Raw genomic sequence first — 21,113 nt, forward strand, 5'->3', positions numbered from 1 at the left:
TGGCGCAAGGCAACAGCCATTCCTTTCAGCGCGGCGTGCTGCCGTAGGGTGGAACCTTCAGGCGCGACTCTCCCCCTTCTTGTGGGAGAAGGAAAAGCGAACCTACTCCGGCACATACCTCACAGCACCCTTTGCAGCGCTGGTCGCCATCGCGGCATAGGCCCGCAAGGCCGTCGTCACCTTGCGCTTGCGTTTTTCCTCGGGCTTCCAGGCGGCAGCTCCCTTCGCCTCCATCGCGGCGCGGCGGGCGGCCAATTCAGCCTCGCTGACAGCGAGATGGATCGTGCGGTTCGGGATATCGATCTCGATCGTGTCGCCCTCCTGCACCAGCCCGATCAGCCCGCCTTCCGCCGCCTCCGGGGACGCATGGCCGATCGACAGGCCGGAGGTGCCGCCGGAAAACCGGCCGTCGGTGACCAGCGCGCAGGCTTTGCCGAGGCCCTTCGACTTGAGGTAGCTGGTCGGGTAGAGCATTTCCTGCATGCCGGGGCCGCCGCGCGGCCCTTCGTAGCGGATGACGACAACATCGCCGGCCTTGATCTCGTTGGACAGGATCGCCTTGACGCTGGCGTCCTGGCTTTCGAACACCCTGGCCGGGCCGGTGAATTTCAGGATCGATTCATCGACGCCGGCGGTCTTCACGATGCAGCCGTCCAGCGCAAGGTTGCCTTTCAGCACGGCAAGACCGCCGTCCCTCGAAAAGGGGTGTTCGGCCGAGCGTATGACGCCTTTCTCACGATCAAGATCGAGCTCGTCCCAGCGGCGGTCCTGGCTGAACGCGACCTGCGTCGGCACGCCGCCCGGTGCCGCGAGGAAGAAATCGCGGACATTCTGGCTGGAGGTGCGGGAAATATCCCAATGGTCGAGCGCTTCGCCGAGACTTGCCGTATGCACCGTCGGCAGGTCGCGGTTGAGCAGCCCGGTGCCATCGAGCTGGCCGAGGATCGCCATGATGCCGCCTGCGCGATGGACATCCTCCATATGGACGTCGGCCTTGGCCGGCGCCACCTTGCACAGCACCGGAACCCGCCGCGACAGCCGCTCGATGTCCTCCATGGTGAAGTCGACCTCGCCCTCATGCGCGGCGGCGAGAATGTGCAGCACCGTGTTGGTCGAGCCGCCCATGGCGATGTCGAGTGTCATGGCGTTTTCGAAAGCGCCTTTCGAGGCGATGCTGCGCGGCAGCGCGGTGTCGTCATCCTGCTCATAGTAGCGCTGGGCGAGATTGACGATCAGATGGCCGGCCTCGACGAACAGCCGTTTGCGGTCGGCATGCGTGGCCAGCGTCGAGCCGTTGCCGGGCAAGGAAAGGCCGAGCGCCTCGGTCAGGCAATTCATCGAATTGGCGGTGAACATGCCAGAGCAGGAGCCGCAGGTCGGGCAGGCCGAGCGCTCGATGGTCTTCACGTCCTCGTCGGAGATCTTGTCATCGGCGGCCGCAACCATGGCATCGACCAGATCGAGCGCCTGCGTCTTGCCGGCGAGCACCACCTTGCCGGCTTCCATCGGCCCGCCGGAGACGAAGACGGTCGGGATATTGAGGCGCAGCGACGCCATCAGCATGCCCGGCGTGATCTTGTCGCAATTGGAAATGCAGACCATGGCGTCGGCGCAGTGAGCGTTGACCATGTATTCGACCGAGTCGGCGATCAGCTCGCGCGACGGCAGCGAATAGAGCATGCCGTCGTGACCCATGGCGATGCCGTCATCGACGGCGATTGTGTTGAACTCTTTCGCAACGCCGCCGGCCTTCTCGATCTCGCGGGCGACCAGCTGGCCGAGATCCTTGAGGTGGACATGACCCGGCACGAACTGGGTGAAAGAATTGACGACGGCGATGATCGGCTTGCCGAAATCGGAATCCTTCATGCCGGTCGCACGCCAAAGGCCACGGGCGCCGGCCATGTTGCGGCCATGGGTGGTGGTGCGGGAGCGATAGGCAGGCATGAATTTTCCTTGGCTGGCTAGCTGCGCTCGATGGAAGCGCGGCGGCGCTGAATTCGGACCGCAGGCGTTATAGACGCCGAAGCACGGTCTGGCCACAATTTTGCAGTGCGCCAGATTTTCCCAAGAAAATTCCCAGATCCTCAAAAAAATCGATGGCACTGTCGGATTGCGCGCCGTGCGGGCGTCCTTGGGCAAACGGCGGGGCAAAACACCACGCCAAGCCAGGCCGTTTCACTGCGATAGCCAACTGCAACAGCCGAGGAGCAAGCAAATGCAAAAGATCACCCCCTGCCTGTGGTTCGACGACCAGGCCGAGGAGGCCATGAACCACTACATGTCCATCTTCAAGAATTCGAAGGTGCTGAGCGTGATGCGCTGGCCCAAGGGCAGCGGCGACAATGAGGGCAAGGTTCTGGTGACGAATTTCGAGCTCGACGGCGTTCAGTTCCAGGCGCTCAACGGCGGGCCGCAATTCAAGTTCAGCGAGGCAGTCTCGCTCTCCATCGACTGCAAGACGCAGGAGGAGGTCGACTATTTCTGGGACAGACTCATCGAGGGCGGTGGCGAGCCCAGCCAGTGCAGCTGGCTGAAGGACAAATTCGGCGTCTCCTGGCAGGTCGTGCCGGAGCAATTGCCGAGGCTGCTGCAGGACCCCGACACGGAAAAGGCCGGCCGCGTCATGCAGGCGATGATGCAGATGACCAAGATCGACATCGCCAAGATCGAAGCGGCAGCCAGGGGCTGAGCGATCTTCCCTTCTCCCCTTGTTGCGGGAGAAGGGAAGTAACGCCGTTTAGGCCGCCTTGTCGCGGACCTGGTAATCCTTGACCGCGGCGAAGCGGATCGCCTTCCAGCGTTCCGCCTCGTAGTTGAGCGAAAAGGCGTGCTGGGCCAGGAACACCGGATCGTTGTCGAGGTCGCGGGCGATGTCGCCGCGATGCGCCTCGATGAAGCGATGCACCTCGGCCTTGTCGTCGGCCGATATCCAGCGACAGACGGAAAAGCGCGACATCTCGAAATCGACGGGCAGCGTGTATTCGAAGTTCAGCCGCTCCTTCAGCACGTCGAGTTGCAGCGCGCCGACGACGCCGACGATGGCCGGCGAACCATCCTCAGGCGAGAACAGTTGCACGACGCCTTCCTCGGCCATCTGGTGCAGCGCTTCCTTCAGCTTCTTAGCCTTCATCGCGTCGCCGAGGCGGACGCGGCGCAGGATTTCCGGCGCGAAATTCGGCACGCCACGGAACAGTATCTCCTCGCCCTCGGTCAGCGTATCCCCGATGCGCAGCGTGCCGTGGTTGGGGATGCCGACGACGTCGCCAGCAAACGCCTCGTCGGCGGTGACGCGGGTGCGGGCGAAAAAGAACTGCGGCGCCGACAGGCTCATCGGTTTTCCCGTGCGCACCAGCTTGGCCTTCATGCCGCGCTCAAGCTTACCCGAGCAGACACGGACGAAAGCGATGCGATCGCGGTGGTTGGGATCCATGTTAGCCTGGATCTTGAAGACGAAGGAGGTCATCTTGTCCTCGGTTGCCTCGACCTTACGGGTGTCGGCTTCCTGCGCGCGCGGCGGCGGCCCGTAGGCGCCAAGCGCTTCGATCAGGTCGCGCACGCCGTAATTGCGCAGCGCCGAACCGAAATAGACCGGCGTCAGATGACCCTCGCGGAAGGAGTCGATGTCGAGCGGACGGCAGGCTTCGCGCGCCAGTTCCAGCTCCTCGATGAAGGCTTCGCGCTCGTTCTCCGGCAACAGGCCGGCGACGCGGTTGGAATCGGGACCATTGACCGGCGTGCGTTCCTTCTCCGCGTCGCCCTTGCGCACCGCGTTCAGCGCCAGATGGTAGGTGCCGGAAAAGGTCTTGCCGCGGCCGATCGGCCAGGTGATCGGCGCGGTATCGAGTGCCAGCTTCTGCTCGATCTCGTCGAGGATCTCGAACGGGTCGCGGCTTTCGCGGTCCATCTTGTTGACGAAGGTGATGATCGGGATGTCGCGCAGCCGGCACACCTCGAACAGTTTCAGCGTGCGCGGCTCGATGCCCTTGGCGGCGTCGATGACCATGACCGCCGCGTCGACCGCCGACAGCGTGCGATAGGTGTCGTCGGCGAAATCCTCGTGGCCGGGCGTGTCGAGCAGGTTGAAGACGTTGTCCTCATATTCGAAGGTCATCACCGAGGTGACGACCGAGATGCCGCGCTCGCGCTCGATCTTCATCCAGTCCGACCTGGTCTGGATGCGATCCTTCTTGGCCTTGACCTCGCCGGCAAGCTGGATGGCGCCGCCGAACAAAAGCAGCTTTTCGGTCAGCGTCGTCTTGCCGGCGTCCGGATGCGCGATGATCGCGAAAGTGCGGCGGCGCGCCACCGCGTTCGTGATGTCTTCAGCCAATTTATGGAATCCCGTGTGGTGCGCGGGCTTTTAGCAGCGCTTTTGTAGCCTGTCGAACAGTTTTGGGCGAACGCCTTCATCCGGTCTTGAGATAGGATCGCCGCAACAACATCAGAAGATCCGATTCGATAAAGGACCATCCATGAGCGCAGCCAAACAAGTCATCGTCATCGGGGCCGGCATTATCGGCGCGTCCATCGCCTGGCATCTGGCGAAGGCCGGCGCGAAGGTGATGGTCGTTGCCGACAGCGGCGCCGGCGGCGTCGCCACGCCGAATTCCTTTGCCTGGATCAATGCCAGTTGGGGGAATCCTGAACCGTATTTCCGGCTCCGCACCCGTTCGATGGCCGAATGGACGCGGCTGGCGCAGGACCTTCCCGGCATTCCGCTCGCCTGGTGCGGCGGCCTGTGCTGGGACCTGCCGCCGTCCGAGTTGGAAGCCTATGCCGCCGAGCATTCCGGCTGGGGTTACGGCATCGAGCGCGTCGACCGTGCGGAAGCCGCACGCATCGAGCCCAATCTTGCCGAGCTTCCCGATTTCGCCCTGCATGTGCCCGGGGAAGGCGTCGCCGAACCGGTCGCCGCCACGCAGGCATTACTGGCCGACGCCGAACTGCGCGGCGCGCGGGTGATGACCGGCACGACCGTCAGCGCGCTGATACAGACCAATGGCAGGATTACCGGCGTCGATACATCCACGGGACCGATTGCCGCCGACGAGGTGGTGATTGCGGCTGGCGGCGGCTCTCCGGCAATCGCGGCGACGGCTGGGATAAAACTGCCGATCGAGACGCCGCCCGGCCTGATCGTCCACTCACGCCCCTACGAAAAGCTGCTCAACGGGCTGGTGATCGGGGACCGGCTGCACATGCGCCAGACGGCGGAAGGCCGTATCATCGCCGGCTCGGATTTCGGCGGTGCCGATCCGGGCATGGATGCCGCAGCCACCGCCCGCGAGTTGTTTGCAGCGATGAAGAGCATGCTGCGCGGCGCCGACGGGCTGGAACTGGATTTTCATACGGTCGGCTACCGGCCGACGCCGATCGACGGCTTTCCGATCATCGGACGTGCTCGAGGCGTGAGCGGACTCTACGTCGCAGTCATGCATTCGGGTATCACGCTGGCGCCTGCCGTCGGCCTGTTCGCCTCACGGGAAATCCTCGACGGCGCGCGCGATCCGCTGCTTGAGCCTTATGGGCTGGCGCGCTTCGCTCAATAGCCTGACGGCCGTCGAAAACTGCCGGTCAGCGGCGCCATCGCCCTGGCGATGCCGAGCAGCCGCGATTCGGACCAGCGTCTGCCGACCAGCTGCAGACCAATGGGCAGGCCGTCACGATCCTGCGCGTACGGCAGCGAAAGTGCGGGTTGGCCACTATAGTTGAACACCGCGCCATAGGCCGGCAGCATCCAGTAGCTCTGCTCCTTGTCATCGACCTTGATCGGTGTTCCCGGCTCGCAATGCGGAAAGGCCGTGGTCATAGCAACGGGGCACAGCAACGCATCCCATTCTTGGAAAAACCGTTCCCAGGCAAGGATTGACCGATCGCGGCGGCCGAGCGCCTCGAACCAGCGCGAGACCGGTGTCGGTTCTTTTGGCGGTTCAGGCTGCGTTGCCTCCAGCATCATGCCGATCAGCGCGCCGCCCTCAGCCAGGTCGTCGTGCCAGTCGAGCTTCGGTAGCTTTGCTTCCTCGACGGTCGCGCCCGCTGACTTGAGTTGCTCGGCCAGACTTTCGACCGCGGCGCAGATTTCGTTGGCCACCGGCAAACCAGGAAAGGACGAAGCAAAGGCGATGCGCAATGTCTTGAGATCTAGCTTCGGCATACCCTCGACCGGCACCGGCGCAAGGTCGGTGTCGCCGCCATCCGGTCCTGCAATGATCCCCAGGATCAGCGCCAGATCTTCGACGTTGCGCGCCAGCGGTCCAAGGCAGGACATCAGCCGCACGCCGCGCGGTACGCCACCGGGATCGGGAAAGGCGCCGGCTAAGGAGACGCGATGCTCTGTCGGCTTGAGGCCGTAGACGCCGCAGAAGGCGGCCGGCAGCCGGATCGAATCCTGCATGTCGGTGCCGACCTCGAACGGCGTCATCCCGGCGCAGAGCGCTGCGGCAGCGCCACCGCTGGAACCGCCTGATGTACGCGAGAGGTCCCAGGGATTATTGGTGCGACCGAACAGCGGATTGTCCGACTGCCAGTCGCCCAGCATCGTTGCGACATTTGTCTTGGCCGTCAGCACGCCGCCGGCCGCCTTCAACCTGAGAACGACCGGGCTGTCTTCTCTCGCCACATAGTCGGCAAAGGGCGGAAAGCCGACCGTGGTCTTCATCCCCGATGTTTCATGCGTGTCCTTCAGCGTGAACGGTACGCCGTGCAACGGCCCGAGAACATCACCCCGCGCCTGCGCCTCGTCGGCCTTCTCAGCGCGAGCGCGAGCCGTTTCCCTGTCGAGCGTGACGACCGCATTGACCGCCTCGTTGTGTCTGTCAATCTGGGCCAGATACGCGTCCAGCGCTTCCACAGCGGAAATCTTGCGGTCGCGAATGGCGGCAGCCAGTTCTGTGGTAGAGGAAAAGACGAGGTCCATGACCAATGCTCCCGGCTAGCTGGCAGCGCTCGTCTCACCAAATGGCAGATTGCGGCGCGGCTTCAAGCCAAGTTCAGCATTCGGTGGCCGGCATCGCTTGATCGGGATTGCGCAGAGCTTAGCCGACCAGCGCCAGCTTCACCGCGACCCCCTGTTGTGCGTCCGCTCGTAAAGTTCGCGAACTATACGGCTTGCCGTGGAATCGCACAGAAACGGCAGGAAAGCGTGAATGAGCGCGGCGAATGCCGCCATGAACAGTCGCGACGAGAACCACGCGGCGAAAGCCATATGGCCGAAATAGGTTTCGCCCACCGAAGCCGGATGAGAGGTGAAAAGTCTTGCGAGCCGTGCGGTCATGCTGGTCCCCTTTCAGCGCGTGAAGTCCCGAATTTGAATATCTTGACACGCCTCACCGCTTCATTGGTCCCAAAATATCCTTGTCCTTGGCCGATTATTGGGACAAACGTCCCACATGGCGCTGGAAATCGATGAAATCGACCGAAGACTGCTGGGCGAACTGCAACGCGACGGCACACTGTCGGTCGACCAACTGTCGGAAAGGGTGTCGCTGTCGCGCAACGCCTGCTGGCGTCGGGTCAAGCGCCTGGAAGAAGACGGCGTCATCACCGGCCGGGTGGCGCTGGTCGATGCGGACAAGCTCGGTCTCGGCCTCTCGGTGTTCATCCTGGTCCGGACCTCCAATCACGATCCGGACTGGCTGCAAAAATTCCGGTCGGCAGTGACCGGTTTTCCCGAGATCACCGGCGTCTACCGCATGTCCGGCGATCTCGATTATGTGCTGCGAGCCCGCGTCGCGGACGTAAAGGCTTACGATCGGCTGTATCAGCGGCTGATCGCCAAGGTGGCGCTGTCGGACGTTTCGGCCTCCTTCGTCATGGAGGAGATCAAGGAGACGACGGTCGTCCCGGTAGAACTGCGCTGACGTGGAACTGCGCTGAAAGAAAGCCGTTGATAGCATTGCTGCCGAGTTGACCGAATCGGCGTTGGCAGCGATAGGATCAGCCCTATGCGCGCAGCAATCTACACTTCCTCCGTCATCGGTCCGGCCGTCGGCTTTGTCAGGCTGCCGCATGGCGAAGGCCTGCCGCTTCCTGCCTATGAAAGCCCGGGCGCCGCCGGCATGGATCTGCGCGCCGCGGTGCCGGACGACCGGCCACTGCTGATCCTGCCGGGAAAACGCGCACTGGTGCCGACCGGGCTGATCCTGGAGATTCCGGAAGGCATGGAAGGCCAGGTCCGGCCGCGCTCGGGCCTTGCCTACAAGCATGGGCTCACCTGCCTCAACACGCCGGGCACTATCGACAGCGACTATCGCGGCGAGGTCAAGGTGCTGCTGATCAACCTCGGCGACGAGGATTTCGCGGTGACGCGCGGCATGCGGATCGCCCAGATCGTCTTCGCCCCGGTGACGCAGGCGACGGTCGAAGAGCGCACCTTGGCCGGCGGCACGGCGCGCGGCTCGGGTGGGTTCGGATCGACCGGCACGGCCTGATGAGCATCGTGATCAGATGAGCATCGTGAAATGAGAATGCCCAAGCTCGTCATCTTCGATTGCGACGGGGTTCTGGTCGACACCGAGAACCTGGCCAATCGGCGCCTCGCGGAATGGCTAAGCGCCGCCGGCTACCCGGCCACCTTCGAATCTTGCCGCAAGAATTTCTCCGGCCGCTCCATGGTCTCGGTGCAAAAAGAAGTCGAGGCGACCGGCGTCAGCCTCGGCGCGGATTTCGTCGAGCGTTGGAACGCCGGCCTGCCGGACCTGTTCGCGCACGGCGTCGAAGCCGTCCCCTATGTCAGGGAGTTCATCGAAGTCGTGCATGCGGCCGGCATCGCAACTTGCGTCGCTTCATCGGCGCGGGTTTCGAAAATGCACATCACGCTCGGCCAAACAGGTCTGCTGCCGCTGTTCGCGCATGCGTTGTTCAGCTCGACCATGGTCTCGCGCGGAAAGCCGTTCCCCGACCTCTTCCTGCATGCCGCACATACGATGGGCTTTGCGCCGGCAGACTGCATCGTCATCGAGGACAGTGTCGCCGGAACGATGGCCGGCATTGCCGCCGGCATGCGGGTATTTTCCTATCACGGCGACCCGCATACCGATCGCGACGGCCTGACCGAGGCCGGCGGCATATTGTTCGACGATATGCGCGCGCTGGCCGGACTGGTGCCGATCCACTAACCTGATATTCAGGCTTCTTATCCGGCTGTACGCCTCAGTTGTCCGTGCTAGCTTGCGAACGCTCGACAGTGGGAGGCGCCCAGCGCATGAGTTCCATCCTGCTTCGCTTCATCTTCGCCTGTTTGCTGCTGCCGTATCTGTGGACTGCGGCCGGTGCGCAAGGCGTCAGCTTCCCAGACCTCGGCAGCGCCGTCCCCGGCCACGAGGACAAGACCTATCTCGACCTCGCCAGGATGATCATTCCCGATCTGGCGGCGGACAAGAACGGCTTCTACCGGGGTTCCATGCCGGTCGAGATGCGCCATATCGAGGGTTCGGATAGCGGTGGCCCGCCGCCCGAAATGCCGGGCCTCTCCAACGCCGCCGTGCTCGACATCAAGGCCGGCGGCAAGGATCGGCTGGCCATGCTGTTCGACCTCGGCAGCTCCTCCGACAGCGCCGAGGGGTTCGCGGTGCTGGCGCTTTACGATCTTGCCGGCAAGCCGAAACTGCTAGACGTCGTCAATGTCGCCGTCGACCGGAGCACCTCTTTCAGCGAGCCGGGCAAGCTGCCGATTGGGCCCAGCGATGACGCCATCATCACCCTGAGCACGCATTTCAATTCGAGCCAGGGCTATGTGAGCACGCCGCTGATCCTGGTCCGCGACGACAGGTTCGAACTGATCGACATGATCTACACGTTCAACGAGAACCTCTGCGCCTATAAGCGCACGCAGGAGTTGGCCTTTCAGACCGTTGCGGACGGCCAGCCCTATGCGGCCATCAAGGCCACGGTGACCGATGCCACGGTGCCGAATGGTGAAAGCTGCGACGATCCGGCGCCCAAGGCTTCCTCGCGCGATATTTCCGTCACCTACCATTGGGACAGGGCCGCATACGTCAAGGATTCCGACGCACTGGACAAATTGGCAGCAGAGAACGCCAATCGCTTCTGAACCAATCGCATTCGTTTGCCCGCCGCAAATCGGCGCGATAGCATCCGGCCTCACACCCCGCAGATGAAGGAATGCATCCATGGACAAGGGCAAAACCTTTCGCGACCTGCATAACTCGATCTTCGTCATGCCCAACCCGTGGGACGTCGGCACGACGAAACTTTTGGCCTCTTTCGGTTTCAAGGCGCTGGCAACGACCAGCGCCGGCTTTGCCTTTTCGCGCGGTCTGCCCGACGGCGCGGTGACTTTCGAGGCGATGATCCACCATTGCCGCGAGGTGACGGCGGCGACCGACCTACCGGTTTCGGCCGATCTCGAGAAGGGCAAGGGCGACAGCGCGACAAGTGCCGCCGAAACTGTCTTCGCGGCCGAAGCGGCCGGCCTCGCCGGCTGCTCGATCGAGGATCACACCGGCGAACCCGACAAGCCGATCTACGATTTTTCGCATGCAGTCGAGCGCGTCGCCGCCGCAGCGGAGGCGGCACGGGCGCTGAAGCATGATTTCGTCTTCACCGCGCGCGCCGAGAATTTTCTGTGGGATAAGCCTGACGTCGACGACACGATCAAACGGCTGCAAGCCTTCGAGAAGGCCGGCGCCGATGTGCTCTATGCGCCTGGTATCAGCGACATCGAGACGGTGCGAACCATCTGCTCGGCGCTGACCAAGCCGGTCAATGTCCTGGCGAGCCCGGGCTTCACCGTCGCCGACCTTGCGATGGCGGGAGTCAAACGCATCTCGCTCGGGTCGGGACTGACCAATTTCGCTTTCGGCATGCTGGAAACGGCGGCGCGCGAGATCCAGCAGGATGGAACCTTCGGCTTCAGCCGCGCCGCCATGCCGTTCGGCAAGCTGCAGGCGTTGTTTGCCAAATCTTCGGCTTAGACAGGCACCGAAGCATGACGCTCACCGTCGTCGACATGCACACCGGCGGCGAGCCGCTCAGGATCGTCACCGGCGGTTATCCGCAAATTCCAAAAGGCACGATCCTGGAAAAACGCGCCTATGTGCGCGACCACTTCGATCACCTCAGGAAGATCCTGATGTTCGAGCCGCGCGGCCATTACGACATGTATGGCGCGCTGCTGGTCGAGCCTGATCTGCCCGGCGCCGACCTCGCCGTGCTGTTCATGCACAATGAGGGCTATTCGACGATGTGCGGCCACGCCATCGTCGCGCTCGGCCGCTATGCCGTCGACGAGGGGCTGGTGGCGCGACAGGAGCCGCTGACGACGGTTAACATCGAAGCACCGTGCGGGCTGGTCGTCGCCTCGGTTGAGGTGCAAGACGGCAGGGCAGGTGCTGTGTCGTTCGAAAGCGTGCCGGCCTTTCTGTTTGCCCGCGACCAGGAGGTGGAATTGCCGGGATTCGGTGCGATCGGCTTCGACATCGCCTATGGCGGCGCCTTCTACGCGCTGGCCGATTGCCGCCAGTTCGAGCTGGAATTCGGCAGGAGCCGCGTGCGTGATTTTGTCGATGCGGCGACGGCGCTGACCGACAAACTGAAGGCCGAGTTCCCCTTGTCGCATCCCGACCATGCGGACCTCGCCTTTCTCTACGGCACGATCCTGACCGACGGAAGGGATGCGTTTTCCAGCGAGGCGACAAAAAACATCTGCGTCTTCGCCGAGGCCCAGGTCGACCGCTCGCCGACCGGCTCGGGCGTCACCGCACGGCTGGCGGCCATGCATGCCAAGGGCGGGATCGCGACCGGGCAGGTGCGGACCTTCGAGAGCATCGCCGGCTCGCGTTTTTCCGGTAGTGTGATGAGGACCGCGAGAGCCGGACCGCATGACGCCATCATTGCCCGTGTCGGCGGCCGCGCCTATTACTCAGGGCGCGCCGAATTCATCGTCGAGCCCGACGACGAGTTGGGCAAGGGTTTTCTGCTGCGCTAGGATTTTGAGGACCGGGCCGCTTCTCGCGCACTGATCGCCTTGTGCAAATGCACCATCATGGCGGCGGCAAACAGCGGCGTCAGAAGGTTGAGCAGCGGCACGGCAAGAAAGGCAGCAATGAGCAGCCCGGCGAGAAACACCGCGCCGGCATATTTCCTGCGCAATGCCCGTGCCTCGGCCTCCGGGCGAAAGCGCATGGCGGCGAATTCGAAGAATTCGCGTCCGAGCAGATAGCCGTTGACGATGAAGAAAGCAGCTATGTTGATGCCCGGCACCAGCAAAAGCAGCAAGGCGACGATGTTACCGAGGACGACGACGCCGAAGAATTTTATCGCCAGCACCAGCGAGCGCAGTGCCGGCACGGCGCGGCCGGGCAGATCGCCGGGATAGTCGGTGCGCTCGACCACTTCGGCGACATCGTCGAGAAACAGGCCGGCAATGATCGCCGTCACCGGCGCGATAAGCAGCGCCATCCCGAAGGCAAGAGCGATGGCGGCGATGATGCCGCCCAGCCAGCCGGCCCAGGACGGCAGGCCGGGCATCAGGGACTCCAACCATGGCAAGGCCAGCCACTCGACAAGGCTCGTCAACCCGAACCACAAGGCCAGCAGCGCCAGCAAGGTGAGCCCCAGCGTCTTGATGAAAACCGAACGAAACTCGGGCGAGAACAGCCGGCTCAGGGCGGCGCGGGCGGCGTCGAGTATCATGGCGTTTCAAACCTATATGCAACGCGCCCGTTTGGGCAGGACGCCCTCGAGATAGGAAAGGCAAATCATCAGCGCAACTGCCGCTGATAACGCAACCTACCGCGCAAGCACCGGCTTGCGGACAGGAATGGTCATCGCCGCCACGCCGGCGACAACAAGGGCCATTCCCCACCACGCCGTCGGCCCAAGGCTTTCGCCGAGGAACACGGCCCCGATACCGACGCCGATCGGCACGCGCAGATAGGCCTGCGAGGTGGTGCCGACGGAGCCCAGCGTATGGATCAGGCGGAAATAAATGCAGAAGGCCAGTGCGGTTGAAAAAACCGAAAGTCCGAGCAGGGCAAGGATCGAGGCCGTTGACGGCGCCAACGCCCAGGGCCGATCGAACACAAGGCTGAGGGGGACGAGTATTGCGGCACCGCAAAGCATCGAACCGGCGGCCGGGATCATCGGATCGAGGCCCTTGAAGCCGCGACCGAAAATGGCAGCACCTGCGTAGCAGACCGTCGCCGCGACGACCGCAAGCTGCGCCCACAATTGGTGACCAAGACCGCCAAGCGCCTGGGTGCCGACGATGAGGCATATTCCGGCTATTCCCGCACCGACGCCGAACAGTTTGCGCATGGTCACCGGCTCGTGGCGCGTGATGAGCGCGGTCAGCAGGAAGGTGAAGATCGGCGAGGTCGCATTCAGGATCGTGGCCAGGCCGGCGTCCAGCGAGCGCTCGGCCGAGGCTATCAACGTGAACGGCACAACGCTGTTGAGGCATGCCTGGAACGCGAACCGACGCCAGCTGGCGGCATCGCGCGGCAGCGTCAGGCCACGCCAGCGGAGGAGGGCGAGAAGAATTCCACCCGCAATCAAGGTTCGGGCGGCGATCAGCGTTACCGGCGGGATCGTCTCGACGCCGATCTTGATGAAGGTGTAGGAAGCACCCCACAGCACCGCGAGCGCAACGAGGAGCGCCAGCTCGGTCTTCATGTCGGTTTTTGCAGGCATGGCGGGTTCGCAACCTTTGGGGACATTGATCGACTACGCCACCCTGGTAAGCAAGACACGGAAGAAATGCTTCGATGATTGTCCAACAGTGATTGTTGGCTAGGCAAAGCCGCATCAAATCGCTGGACCCGCCCGCGGCCGGCGTGGCAGAAGGCCAGTGGTTTTTCGCGGAGACATCATTGATGCCGAACTATGACGTGCTTTGTATCGGTAATGCGATCGTCGACATCATCGCCCAGTGCGACGAGGCGTTCCTGGAGACCAACGGCATCATCAAGGGCGCGATGAACCTGATCGACACCAGGCGCGCCGAACTGCTCTACAGCCGCATGGGCCCGGCCATCGAAGCCTCAGGCGGCAGCGCCGGCAACACGGCGGCGGGCGTCGCCTCCTTCGGCGGGCGCGCCGCCTTCTTCGGCAAGGTCTCGAACGACCCGCTCGGCGAGATCTACGCCCATGACATCCATGCGCAGGGCGTCGCCTTCGATACCAAACCGCTCAACGGCGAGCCGCCGACGGCGCGCTCGATGATCTTCGTCACGCCCGATGGGGAGCGCTCGATGAACACCTATCTCGGCGCCTGCATCGAACTCGGGCCGGAGGACGTCGAGGCCGACAAGGCTTCCGGTGCGGCGGTCACCTATTTCGAGGGCTATCTGTGGGACCCGCCGCGGGCCAAGGAAGCGATCCGGCAGACGGCGAAGCTCGCGCACGCCGCCGGCCGCGAAGTGTCGATGACGCTGTCGGATTCGTTCTGCGTCGACCGCTACCGCGACGAGTTTCTGGACCTGATGCGCTCGGGCACCGTCGACATCGTCTTTGCCAACAGCCACGAGATCAAGTCGCTCTACCAGACCGCCTCCTTCGACGAGGCGCTGGCGCAGATCCGCAAGGACTGCAAGATAGCCGCGGTCACCCGCTCGGAAATGGGCTCGGTCATCGTGCGCGGCGACGAGACCGTCACCGTCGAGGCGACTAAAATCCGAGAGTTGGTCGACACCACAGGCGCCGGCGACCTCTATGCCGCGGGCTTCCTCTATGGCTACACGCAAGGGCGCAGCCTGAAGGATTGCGGCAATCTCGGCTCACTGGCGGCCGGGCTGGTGATCCAGCAGCTCGGCCCAAGGCCGAGGCAGAATTTGCGCAAAGAGGCTGAGCAGGCAGGGTTGCTGTAGAACCCCTTCTTTCCTTCTCCTCTTGTAGGAGAAGGGAATGGGCGCGACGCCGAGTGCACTGCCAACGGGCGCACTGCACGGGTCAACAATTGAAACACTTCAGTCGGATTTCGGCATTCGTCCGAAACATCCGGGGGCGAAAAGCCGCGCTATGGAGCGAACCCGTCGGGACGGCTCCGCGGTCGAGGCCGCCAACCAACTGAAGGATCAGGAAGATGTCTACTCCCGTAACAGTCGTCGCTTTCAGCGGCGTCGATCCTGGCGCGTTGACGCTGACGCAGTACGAGAAACTCTACACCGGCGCGGTGGCACACGCGCGCCAGGATAGATCGACCGCGCCGGCCAAAGGCATGGCGCGCCTGACATCGATGTTCAGGATCGAACATCGTTTCGCCGGCATCGTTTTGCTGCTGGCCACGATCATCGGGGCCATGGCCGTCACCAACGGCGCCCAGGCCGAAGAAAACAAGTTCAAGATGAAACACGGCGTTTCACAGGCGGTGAAGCAGAATTCGGCGATGCCGCATACGCGCCTCGCCCGTCGCATCCAAACCTTCAGGCCAACAGGCAAACTGCCGTCCTTTGGCGATAAGATCCGCCCCAGGATAAATGCGAAAATCGACTGCGCGGTAATTAGCTGCAAAGCCAAGCCACCGATCCTGAAGCATAAGCGCAAGGATCTGCCTTGCAAGGTGTTCGGATGCAAACCCGGCAAGGACCACGACGGCCACCACGGCAATCACCATGGTCACCACAAGCACGGCTCCTGGTTTTGGGGCGGCGTGACGATCGCCGCTTCCGACCATGGCGGCTGCGGCTATGAATTCTGGAAGTGGAAGACGACCGGCTGGCGCTATTGGCGACATGCCTATCAGAGCTGCCGCGGCTGGAATTGAACTGCCCTACCCGATGCTAAGGGTCGACACCTGCGGTGGGTACAAGCGGCAATCCCTGACTACATTCAATCTTGTGCGCTTGTGCCCGCCGAACCGCGCTTGTGAAGGCGGGCGAAATAGATGCGCCGGCCCGATGTGGACCCGAACAGTTCTTTGCCGATCAGCGTACCGGTTTGGTTGCTGAGCTCGTAGTCTGTTTGCCGCAAGAGCTCTACGACTGCCGGGTCAGGCTGGCCTTCGTCCAGCCACATCAACACCGCAGGCTCCTGGAGCAGCTCTTTCAGCTCCGGAACCTCGGGATTGAGCAGCACGAGGTCGCCCTCGGCGAGGCGGAAGTTCCCGACCCACGAGGCACTGCCGAGTATCGTGCGCACCGGCCCGGTGGCCCGCAGATCGGAATAGAGCTCTTTGAAGTCCAGTCTTGCGGTGCGAGATTTGCCTCCCCCGCCCATCAGTTGCGCATACCAAGTGAACGGTGTCACAAGCAGAGCTATAACGACAGCCAAGGCGATTACGAAGCGCTGAACCTGCCGGCCGAACTCGCCCAGCCTTTCCATGCGTGCGGCAAGATAGAGCGGCAGCAGGAAAAGAACCGGCAGCAGCCAGCGGTTGCGCAACGACGTGCTGCCGCTTGCCAGCACCAGCAGCAGCACAGCAAGAAGCCCCATCAGCAATGAACGCTCAAGCAACTTGTCCCGCGGTGCATTGAAAGCGTCCTGGCGTCGGGGGAAACTCCGTTTCCAGGCGAAGCCGAGGACGTAGACGAATAGAGTCATGATGCTGAATGAGGCGGTAGCGAATATGATTTTGAACACCCCCTCGCCGCGGACGCCGATCATCCCGTCGTCATCATCGGCTATGCCAAACTTCGATACACGGGCGAAAATTGCGTCCGAATGGTAGTAGCTCCAAACTGTCGTCGGGGTCAGAACAAGCACGAAGACCGCCATGCTGAGCAGTATCCATGGCGAAACCAGCGCTGGTCGATAGCGCACAGTCATCGCCGCCGAGAGCAACGCTACCAGCATGAGGACATCATTGAACTTGGCGAGCGTGGCCAGTGCGGCCGCCAGGCCGAAGCCCGCATAGGCCAGCGGCGTCCTGATATCGACGAGATAAGCAAAAGCGAGCAGTGTGACCGCGCAAAAGGCGAAGGCGGCCACCGAATGCGTCAAGCTGTGTTGCGCTTCCCAAAACAGCAGCGGCACCGTCATCAGTCCGAACATGGCGGCGGCGGCAGTGACCTGCTTATAGCCAAGCTTGCGCATTGCAGCGTGGGTGGCGGCAAAGCCGACGAAAAGCAGGACATATCTAACGAGTTTAAGGCTGAAGATGCTCGTCCCGAACCCTTGGCTTACTGTCCAGGCAATCCAGTTGTAGAGCGGTGGCTGCGAACCACCATAGCCGGCAGCGAGATGCGGCAGATAAATCAGTTGCTCGGCATCGTCGATGTTCACGCCGTTGCCTGCCCAAAGGCTAAGGAGCGGCAGTGTCGCAGTTTGGAAGGCAAAATAAAGAGCGACGAAGAGCACCGCGGCGTAAAGCCGGCCGATCTTGCCGTCGGCAAACCAATCAATCAGTTCTTCTATCTTCTGCAAAATGTGGTCACCCGTTTGTGCCAGCGGCACGGCGTTACACGACTGTGGAGCAGAGAACAATCGGTGGCCGGATTTTACCCCCAAGCGTCGGAACGGTATTCCCGGCCGGCGGGTTTTTGCGTGGTGGGAAGCTCAGAGATCTTGGGATCTCGATGCCGCAATCGCCACGGATTAGGCCGTGAGCCCATTAGTCGGCGATTCCCGAGATGACGTGGTCTGCGGATCGTCAGCATCAAGATCAGAAACGCCTTGAAGCCACCGTTGCTCTCCGGTTATGTTCGCAACGTATCCCAGAAACGCAGTGTCGTCGCGACAATCGCTTCCGGCGCATCCTCTTGCAACAGGTGTTTCGCCTCCGGAACGGACGCGAACGGCGCGTTGGCTATCCGCCTTGCCAGTTCCCGGCCATCGGCGATCGGTATCCACTCGTCATCTTCGCCCCATAGGATTGTCACGGGGCAGCGTATCTCGCCATACCGCCGCTCAACCTGCTGGCTGTACTTGTCATCCATCTGGGCAATCTGCCGCCAAAACGCCTTCTGACCAATATCTCCCAGCCACGGGTCGAGGTAAAGCTGCATCTCGTCTTCGCGTAATTCGTTGGCCACTGCGGTGCCGATATAGGCCCTAAGCATAGCTTCGTGGATATAGGCTGGCAGGTTCGCAAACACCTGCTCATTCTCCTTTGCGGCCTGAACGAGCGGTGAGCCTTGGGGACTGATTGCGACCGGGTCGATGAGGACGAGGCTCCGATAGTCAAGCTCGTTCAATATGTGTCCGCGAAGCGCATTCGACCCACCGAAATCGTGGGCAACCACGTCCGGGTTCTTGACGCCCCAATGTGCATAAAGGGCAGCGAAAAGCTCGCTCTGCACGCCGCGCGACACGTTGGCGTCGGGTTTGTCGGACTGACCGTAGCCAAGCATGTCGAAGTAGAAGATTTGTCGCTCCCGTCCCAGAAGCGGCGCTATGCGCCGCCATTCGACGGACGAAAATGGCGTTCCGTGAAGCACGATTGCGGGCGGCCCTGCTCCAATCGTCCCCCATGCGATCGCGTAGCCACGGAAGTCGAAGCGCTCCGGTAGCTGCCAATTGTTCGTCATGATTCTCTCTCCGACCCGCGTCAGTCGGGGAGACAACGCAAAACTGGATGTCCGGTTTCAGTTTTCCCGATGCAGATCGAAGCGAAAGCTATTGTAGCGTTTGCTGATTCCATCGCGCCGGACTCCGATTCAGGCTCACAATGAGCCGATATGATCCGACAGACTTTGAATGGCGCGCGATCGAGCCGTTCCTGCCCGACAAGCCGCGAGGCGCGCCCCGCGTCGACGACCGCCGCGTGCTTAACGGCATCTTCTGGTGCCGCGATCTGGCGATCTGGATCGAGCGGTCTCTCACGCTCCCGCCGAATATGCCGCAATCGCCGCCATGTTGACGACGTCGGAATCCTTGGCGTTAAGCGAGACGATCTGCACCGGTTTGTTCAAGCCGACCAGCAGCGGGCCGATGACGGTGGAGCCGCCGAGTTCCTGCAGCATCTTTGTCGAGATCGAAGCCGAGTGGAAGGCCGGCATGATCAGCACATTGGCCGGGCCGGTCAGCCGGATGAATGGGTATTGCGCCATGGCACGGGCGTTCAGTGCCACGTCGGCGGCCATCTCGCCGTCATACTCGAAATCGACGCGCCGCTTGTCGAGGATGCGCACCGCTTCCTGGACGCGCTCGGAGCGCTCGCCCTGCGGATGGCCGAAGGTGGAATAGGCAAGCATTGCGAGCCTTGGCTCGTAACCCATGCGGCGGGCAAAGCCGGCGGCTTCCTCGGCGATGTCGGCGATCTGTTCGGCATTCGGCATGTCGTGGACGGCGGTGTCGGCGACGATCACGGTTCGGCCCCGCGCCAGCACGATCGAGGCGCCGATGACGCGGTGGCCGGGTTTGGCGTCGATGACGCGGCGGATGTCGTCGAGCGCCGTCGAATAGTTGCGGGTGACCCCGGTGACGATGCCGTCCGCGTCGCCCAGCGCCACCATGCAGGCGGCGAAGTGGTTGCGATCGTTGTTGATCAGGCGCTGACAGTCGCGGAACAGGAAGCCCTTGCGCTGCATGCGCTCGTACAGATAGTCGGTGTAAACGCCGTTGCGGCGCGACAGCCTGGCGTTGATGATCTCGATGCCTTGCCTGTCGATCTCGATGCCGGCGTTCCTGGCGTTCTCCTTGATGACGTCGTCGCGGCCGAGCAGGATGGCCGTGCCGAGCCGCTGGTTCACATAGGAGACGGCGGCGCGCATCACCTGCTCCTCCTCGCCCTCGGCGAAGACGATACGCTTGGGCTGGCGGCGCACGCGGTCGTAGATGCGCTGCAGCGTCGAAGCGATCGGGTCGCGGCGGGCGGAAAGCTCCTGGGCGTAGCGGTCGAGATCGAGGATCGGCTTGCGGGCGACGCCTGAGTCCATCGCCGCCTTGGCGACGGCGAGCGGAATGGCTGAGATCAGGCGCGGGTCGAACGGCACCGGGATGATGTAGTTTGGGCCGAATTTCGGCCGCATGCCCTGGTAGGCGGCGGCGACGTCGTCAGGCACGTCCTGGCGCGCCAGTTCGGCGAGCGCACGCGCCGCGGCGATCTTCATGTCGTCATTGATGGTGGTAGCCCGCACATCCAGTGCACCGCGGAAGATGTAGGGAAAGCCAAGCACATTGTTGACCTGGTTCGGGTAATCGGAGCGGCCGGTCGCCATGATGGCATCGGTGCGGATTTCGGCGACTTCCTCGGGCGTGATCTCGGGATCGGGATTGGCCATGGCGAAGATGATCGGCTTTTCGGCCATTGACTGCACCATCCTGGTGGTCAGCGCGCCCTTGGCGGAGAGGCCGAGGAAGACGTCGGCGCCCTCGAGCGCCTCGGCCAGCGAGCGCGCATCGGTCTTGACGGCGTGCGCCGATTTCCACTGGTTCATGCCTTCGGTGCGGCCCTGGAAGACAACGCCCTTGGTGTCGCACAGGATGATGTTTTCAGGTGCAAAGCCCATCGCCTTCATCAGTTCGATGCAGGCGATGCCTGCCGCACCGGCGCCATTGCAGACCATTTTCGTGGTCTTCATATCGCGGCCGGTGATCTCCAGCGCGTTGATCAGGCCGGCGGCCGAGATGATGGCGGTGCCGTGCTGGTCGTCATGGAAGACGGGAATGTCCATCAATTCGCGCAGGCGCTGCTCGATGATGAAACATTCCGGCGCCTTGATGTCTTCGAGGTTGATGCCGCCGAAGGAGGGGCCGAGATAGCGCACGCAGTTGATGAACTCGTCGGCGTCCTCGGTGTCGACCTCGAGGTCGATGGAATCGACATCGGCAAAGCGCTTGAACAGCACCGCCTTGCCTTCCATCACCGGCTTCGAGGCCAGCGCGCCGAGATTGCCGAGGCCGAGGATGGCGGTGCCGTTGGAAATGACGGCGACCATGTTGCCGCGCGCCGTATAGTCGAAGGCGCGGCTCGGATCCTCGGCGATGGCTAGGACGGGAACCGCGACGCCCGGCGAATAGGCAAGGCTCAAGTCGCGCTGCGTCGCCATCGGTTTGGTGGCGACGATCTCCAGCTTGCCGGGCCGGCCCATGGCGTGGAATTCCAGCGCCTCCTGCGCACTGACGGAGGGTCCGTTGTTCTCGGTTTTCCTGGCCATGATGCTTTCGATTTCCTCACCCGTGCAGCACCTCGTTGAGACGGGTGCAATGCTTTCTTTTGTGGAACGTTCGGGATTAAGGCTACACTTCGCCGCTGTAAACAGCCAAGCAGT

19 protein-coding genes and 1 pseudogene are annotated in these 21,113 nt (G+C 62.7%); 11 read left to right on the forward strand and 9 right to left on the reverse strand.

Going from position 1 to position 21,113, the window contains the following annotated elements; genetic code table 11:
* Positions 1-102: 102 nt before the first annotated feature.
* Positions 103-1,947, reverse strand: coding sequence for a dihydroxy-acid dehydratase (ilvD, locus tag AC0L26_RS24060; RefSeq protein ID WP_473634823.1), 1,845 nt, complete (start codon positions 1,945-1,947; stop codon positions 103-105).
* A 271-nt stretch (positions 1,948-2,218) separates the two neighbouring features.
* Here ilvD and AC0L26_RS24065 point away from each other — a divergent pair, with 271 nt between their 5' ends.
* Complete coding sequence (locus tag AC0L26_RS24065) at positions 2,219-2,692, forward strand: VOC family protein (protein ID WP_473634824.1); 474 nt, start codon at positions 2,219-2,221, stop codon at positions 2,690-2,692.
* Positions 2,693-2,740: 48 nt separating this feature from the next.
* Here the strand turns inward: AC0L26_RS24065 and AC0L26_RS24070 are convergent, their stop codons facing one another.
* Positions 2,741-4,333: a peptide chain release factor 3 gene (locus AC0L26_RS24070; RefSeq protein ID WP_164897950.1), complete on the reverse strand. Its 1,593-nt coding sequence runs from the start codon at positions 4,331-4,333 to the stop codon at positions 2,741-2,743.
* 142 nt (positions 4,334-4,475) lie between these two features.
* Between AC0L26_RS24070 and AC0L26_RS24075 the strand changes: the two genes are divergently transcribed.
* Complete coding sequence (locus AC0L26_RS24075; RefSeq protein ID WP_473634825.1) at positions 4,476-5,552, forward strand: NAD(P)/FAD-dependent oxidoreductase; 1,077 nt, start codon at positions 4,476-4,478, stop codon at positions 5,550-5,552.
* Here the strand turns inward: AC0L26_RS24075 and AC0L26_RS24080 are convergent.
* Together AC0L26_RS24080 and AC0L26_RS24085 are read right to left on the reverse strand one after the other, a co-directional pair.
* The gene (locus AC0L26_RS24080; protein WP_473634826.1) at positions 5,546-6,919 is read right to left on the reverse strand and encodes an amidase; all 1,374 of its coding nucleotides are present in this window, start codon (positions 6,917-6,919) and stop codon (positions 5,546-5,548) included. The genes AC0L26_RS24075 and AC0L26_RS24080 overlap by 7 nt on opposite strands.
* Positions 6,920-7,057: 138 nt before the next feature.
* The gene (locus AC0L26_RS24085; RefSeq protein ID WP_352934365.1) at positions 7,058-7,276 is read right to left on the reverse strand and encodes a DUF6356 family protein; all 219 of its coding nucleotides are present in this window, start codon (positions 7,274-7,276) and stop codon (positions 7,058-7,060) included.
* A gap of 115 nt (positions 7,277-7,391) precedes the next feature.
* Between AC0L26_RS24085 and AC0L26_RS24090 the strand changes: the two genes are divergently transcribed.
* From AC0L26_RS24090 to AC0L26_RS24115, 6 genes are all read left to right on the forward strand, one after another.
* Positions 7,392-7,862, forward strand: a complete 471-nt coding sequence (locus AC0L26_RS24090; protein WP_352934368.1) for an Lrp/AsnC family transcriptional regulator — start codon at positions 7,392-7,394, stop codon at positions 7,860-7,862.
* 84 nt (positions 7,863-7,946) lie between these two features.
* Positions 7,947-8,432 carry a dUTP diphosphatase gene (gene dut, locus AC0L26_RS24095; protein ID WP_352934371.1) on the forward strand — a complete coding sequence of 162 codons (486 nt, stop codon included), beginning with the start codon at positions 7,947-7,949 and terminating at the stop codon, positions 8,430-8,432.
* A 30-nt stretch (positions 8,433-8,462) separates the two neighbouring features.
* Positions 8,463-9,119: an HAD family hydrolase gene (locus AC0L26_RS24100; protein WP_473634827.1), complete on the forward strand. Its 657-nt coding sequence runs from the start codon at positions 8,463-8,465 to the stop codon at positions 9,117-9,119.
* An 86-nt stretch (positions 9,120-9,205) separates the two neighbouring features.
* Entirely contained in the window at positions 9,206-10,054 is an 849-nt protein-coding gene (locus AC0L26_RS24105) for a hypothetical protein (protein ID WP_473634828.1), read from the forward strand.
* A gap of 79 nt (positions 10,055-10,133) precedes the next feature.
* Positions 10,134-10,937 (forward strand): isocitrate lyase/PEP mutase family protein, encoded by an 804-nt coding sequence (locus AC0L26_RS24110; protein ID WP_473634829.1) that lies wholly within the window; start codon positions 10,134-10,136, stop codon positions 10,935-10,937.
* A gap of 14 nt (positions 10,938-10,951) precedes the next feature.
* Entirely contained in the window at positions 10,952-11,950 is a 999-nt protein-coding gene (locus tag AC0L26_RS24115) for a proline racemase family protein (protein WP_473634830.1), read from the forward strand.
* On the opposite strand, the gene AC0L26_RS24120 is transcribed toward AC0L26_RS24115, so the two are convergent.
* On the reverse strand, positions 11,947-12,657 hold the full coding sequence (locus AC0L26_RS24120) for a sulfate transporter family protein (protein ID WP_473634831.1): 711 nt from the start codon (positions 12,655-12,657) through the stop codon (positions 11,947-11,949). The two genes, AC0L26_RS24115 and AC0L26_RS24120, sit on opposite strands and share 4 nt — an antisense overlap.
* Positions 12,658-12,753: 96 nt before the next feature.
* Positions 12,754-13,656, reverse strand: coding sequence for a DMT family transporter (locus AC0L26_RS24125; protein ID WP_473634832.1), 903 nt, complete (start codon positions 13,654-13,656; stop codon positions 12,754-12,756).
* A 182-nt stretch (positions 13,657-13,838) separates the two neighbouring features.
* On the opposite strand from AC0L26_RS24125, the gene AC0L26_RS24130 reads away from it, so the two are divergent.
* Together AC0L26_RS24130 and AC0L26_RS24135 are read left to right on the forward strand one after the other, a co-directional pair.
* Entirely contained in the window at positions 13,839-14,831 is a 993-nt protein-coding gene (locus tag AC0L26_RS24130) for an adenosine kinase (RefSeq protein WP_473634833.1), read from the forward strand.
* Positions 14,832-15,046: 215 nt separating this feature from the next.
* A complete protein-coding gene (locus tag AC0L26_RS24135; RefSeq protein WP_473634834.1) occupies positions 15,047-15,727 on the forward strand; it encodes a hypothetical protein in 681 nt (226 codons plus the stop codon).
* 65 nt (positions 15,728-15,792) lie between these two features.
* Here the strand turns inward: AC0L26_RS24135 and AC0L26_RS24140 are convergent, their stop codons facing one another.
* A complete protein-coding gene (locus AC0L26_RS24140; RefSeq protein WP_473634835.1) occupies positions 15,793-17,325 on the reverse strand; it encodes a glycosyltransferase family 39 protein in 1,533 nt (510 codons plus the stop codon).
* Positions 17,326-17,597: 272 nt separating this feature from the next.
* Positions 17,598-18,428: an alpha/beta fold hydrolase gene (locus AC0L26_RS24145; RefSeq protein ID WP_473634836.1), complete on the reverse strand. Its 831-nt coding sequence runs from the start codon at positions 18,426-18,428 to the stop codon at positions 17,598-17,600.
* 140 nt (positions 18,429-18,568) lie between these two features.
* Here AC0L26_RS24145 and AC0L26_RS24150 point away from each other — a divergent pair.
* A pseudogene (locus AC0L26_RS24150) lies at positions 18,569-18,685 on the forward strand (IS5/IS1182 family transposase); the annotation flags it as partial.
* A 34-nt stretch (positions 18,686-18,719) separates the two neighbouring features.
* Here the strand turns inward: AC0L26_RS24150 and AC0L26_RS24155 are convergent.
* On the reverse strand, positions 18,720-20,999 hold the full coding sequence (locus tag AC0L26_RS24155; protein WP_473634837.1) for an NADP-dependent malic enzyme: 2,280 nt from the start codon (positions 20,997-20,999) through the stop codon (positions 18,720-18,722).
* Between the last annotated feature and the right edge of the window lie 114 nt (positions 21,000-21,113).

This window comes from Mesorhizobium sp. WSM4823 (assembly GCF_055811195.1).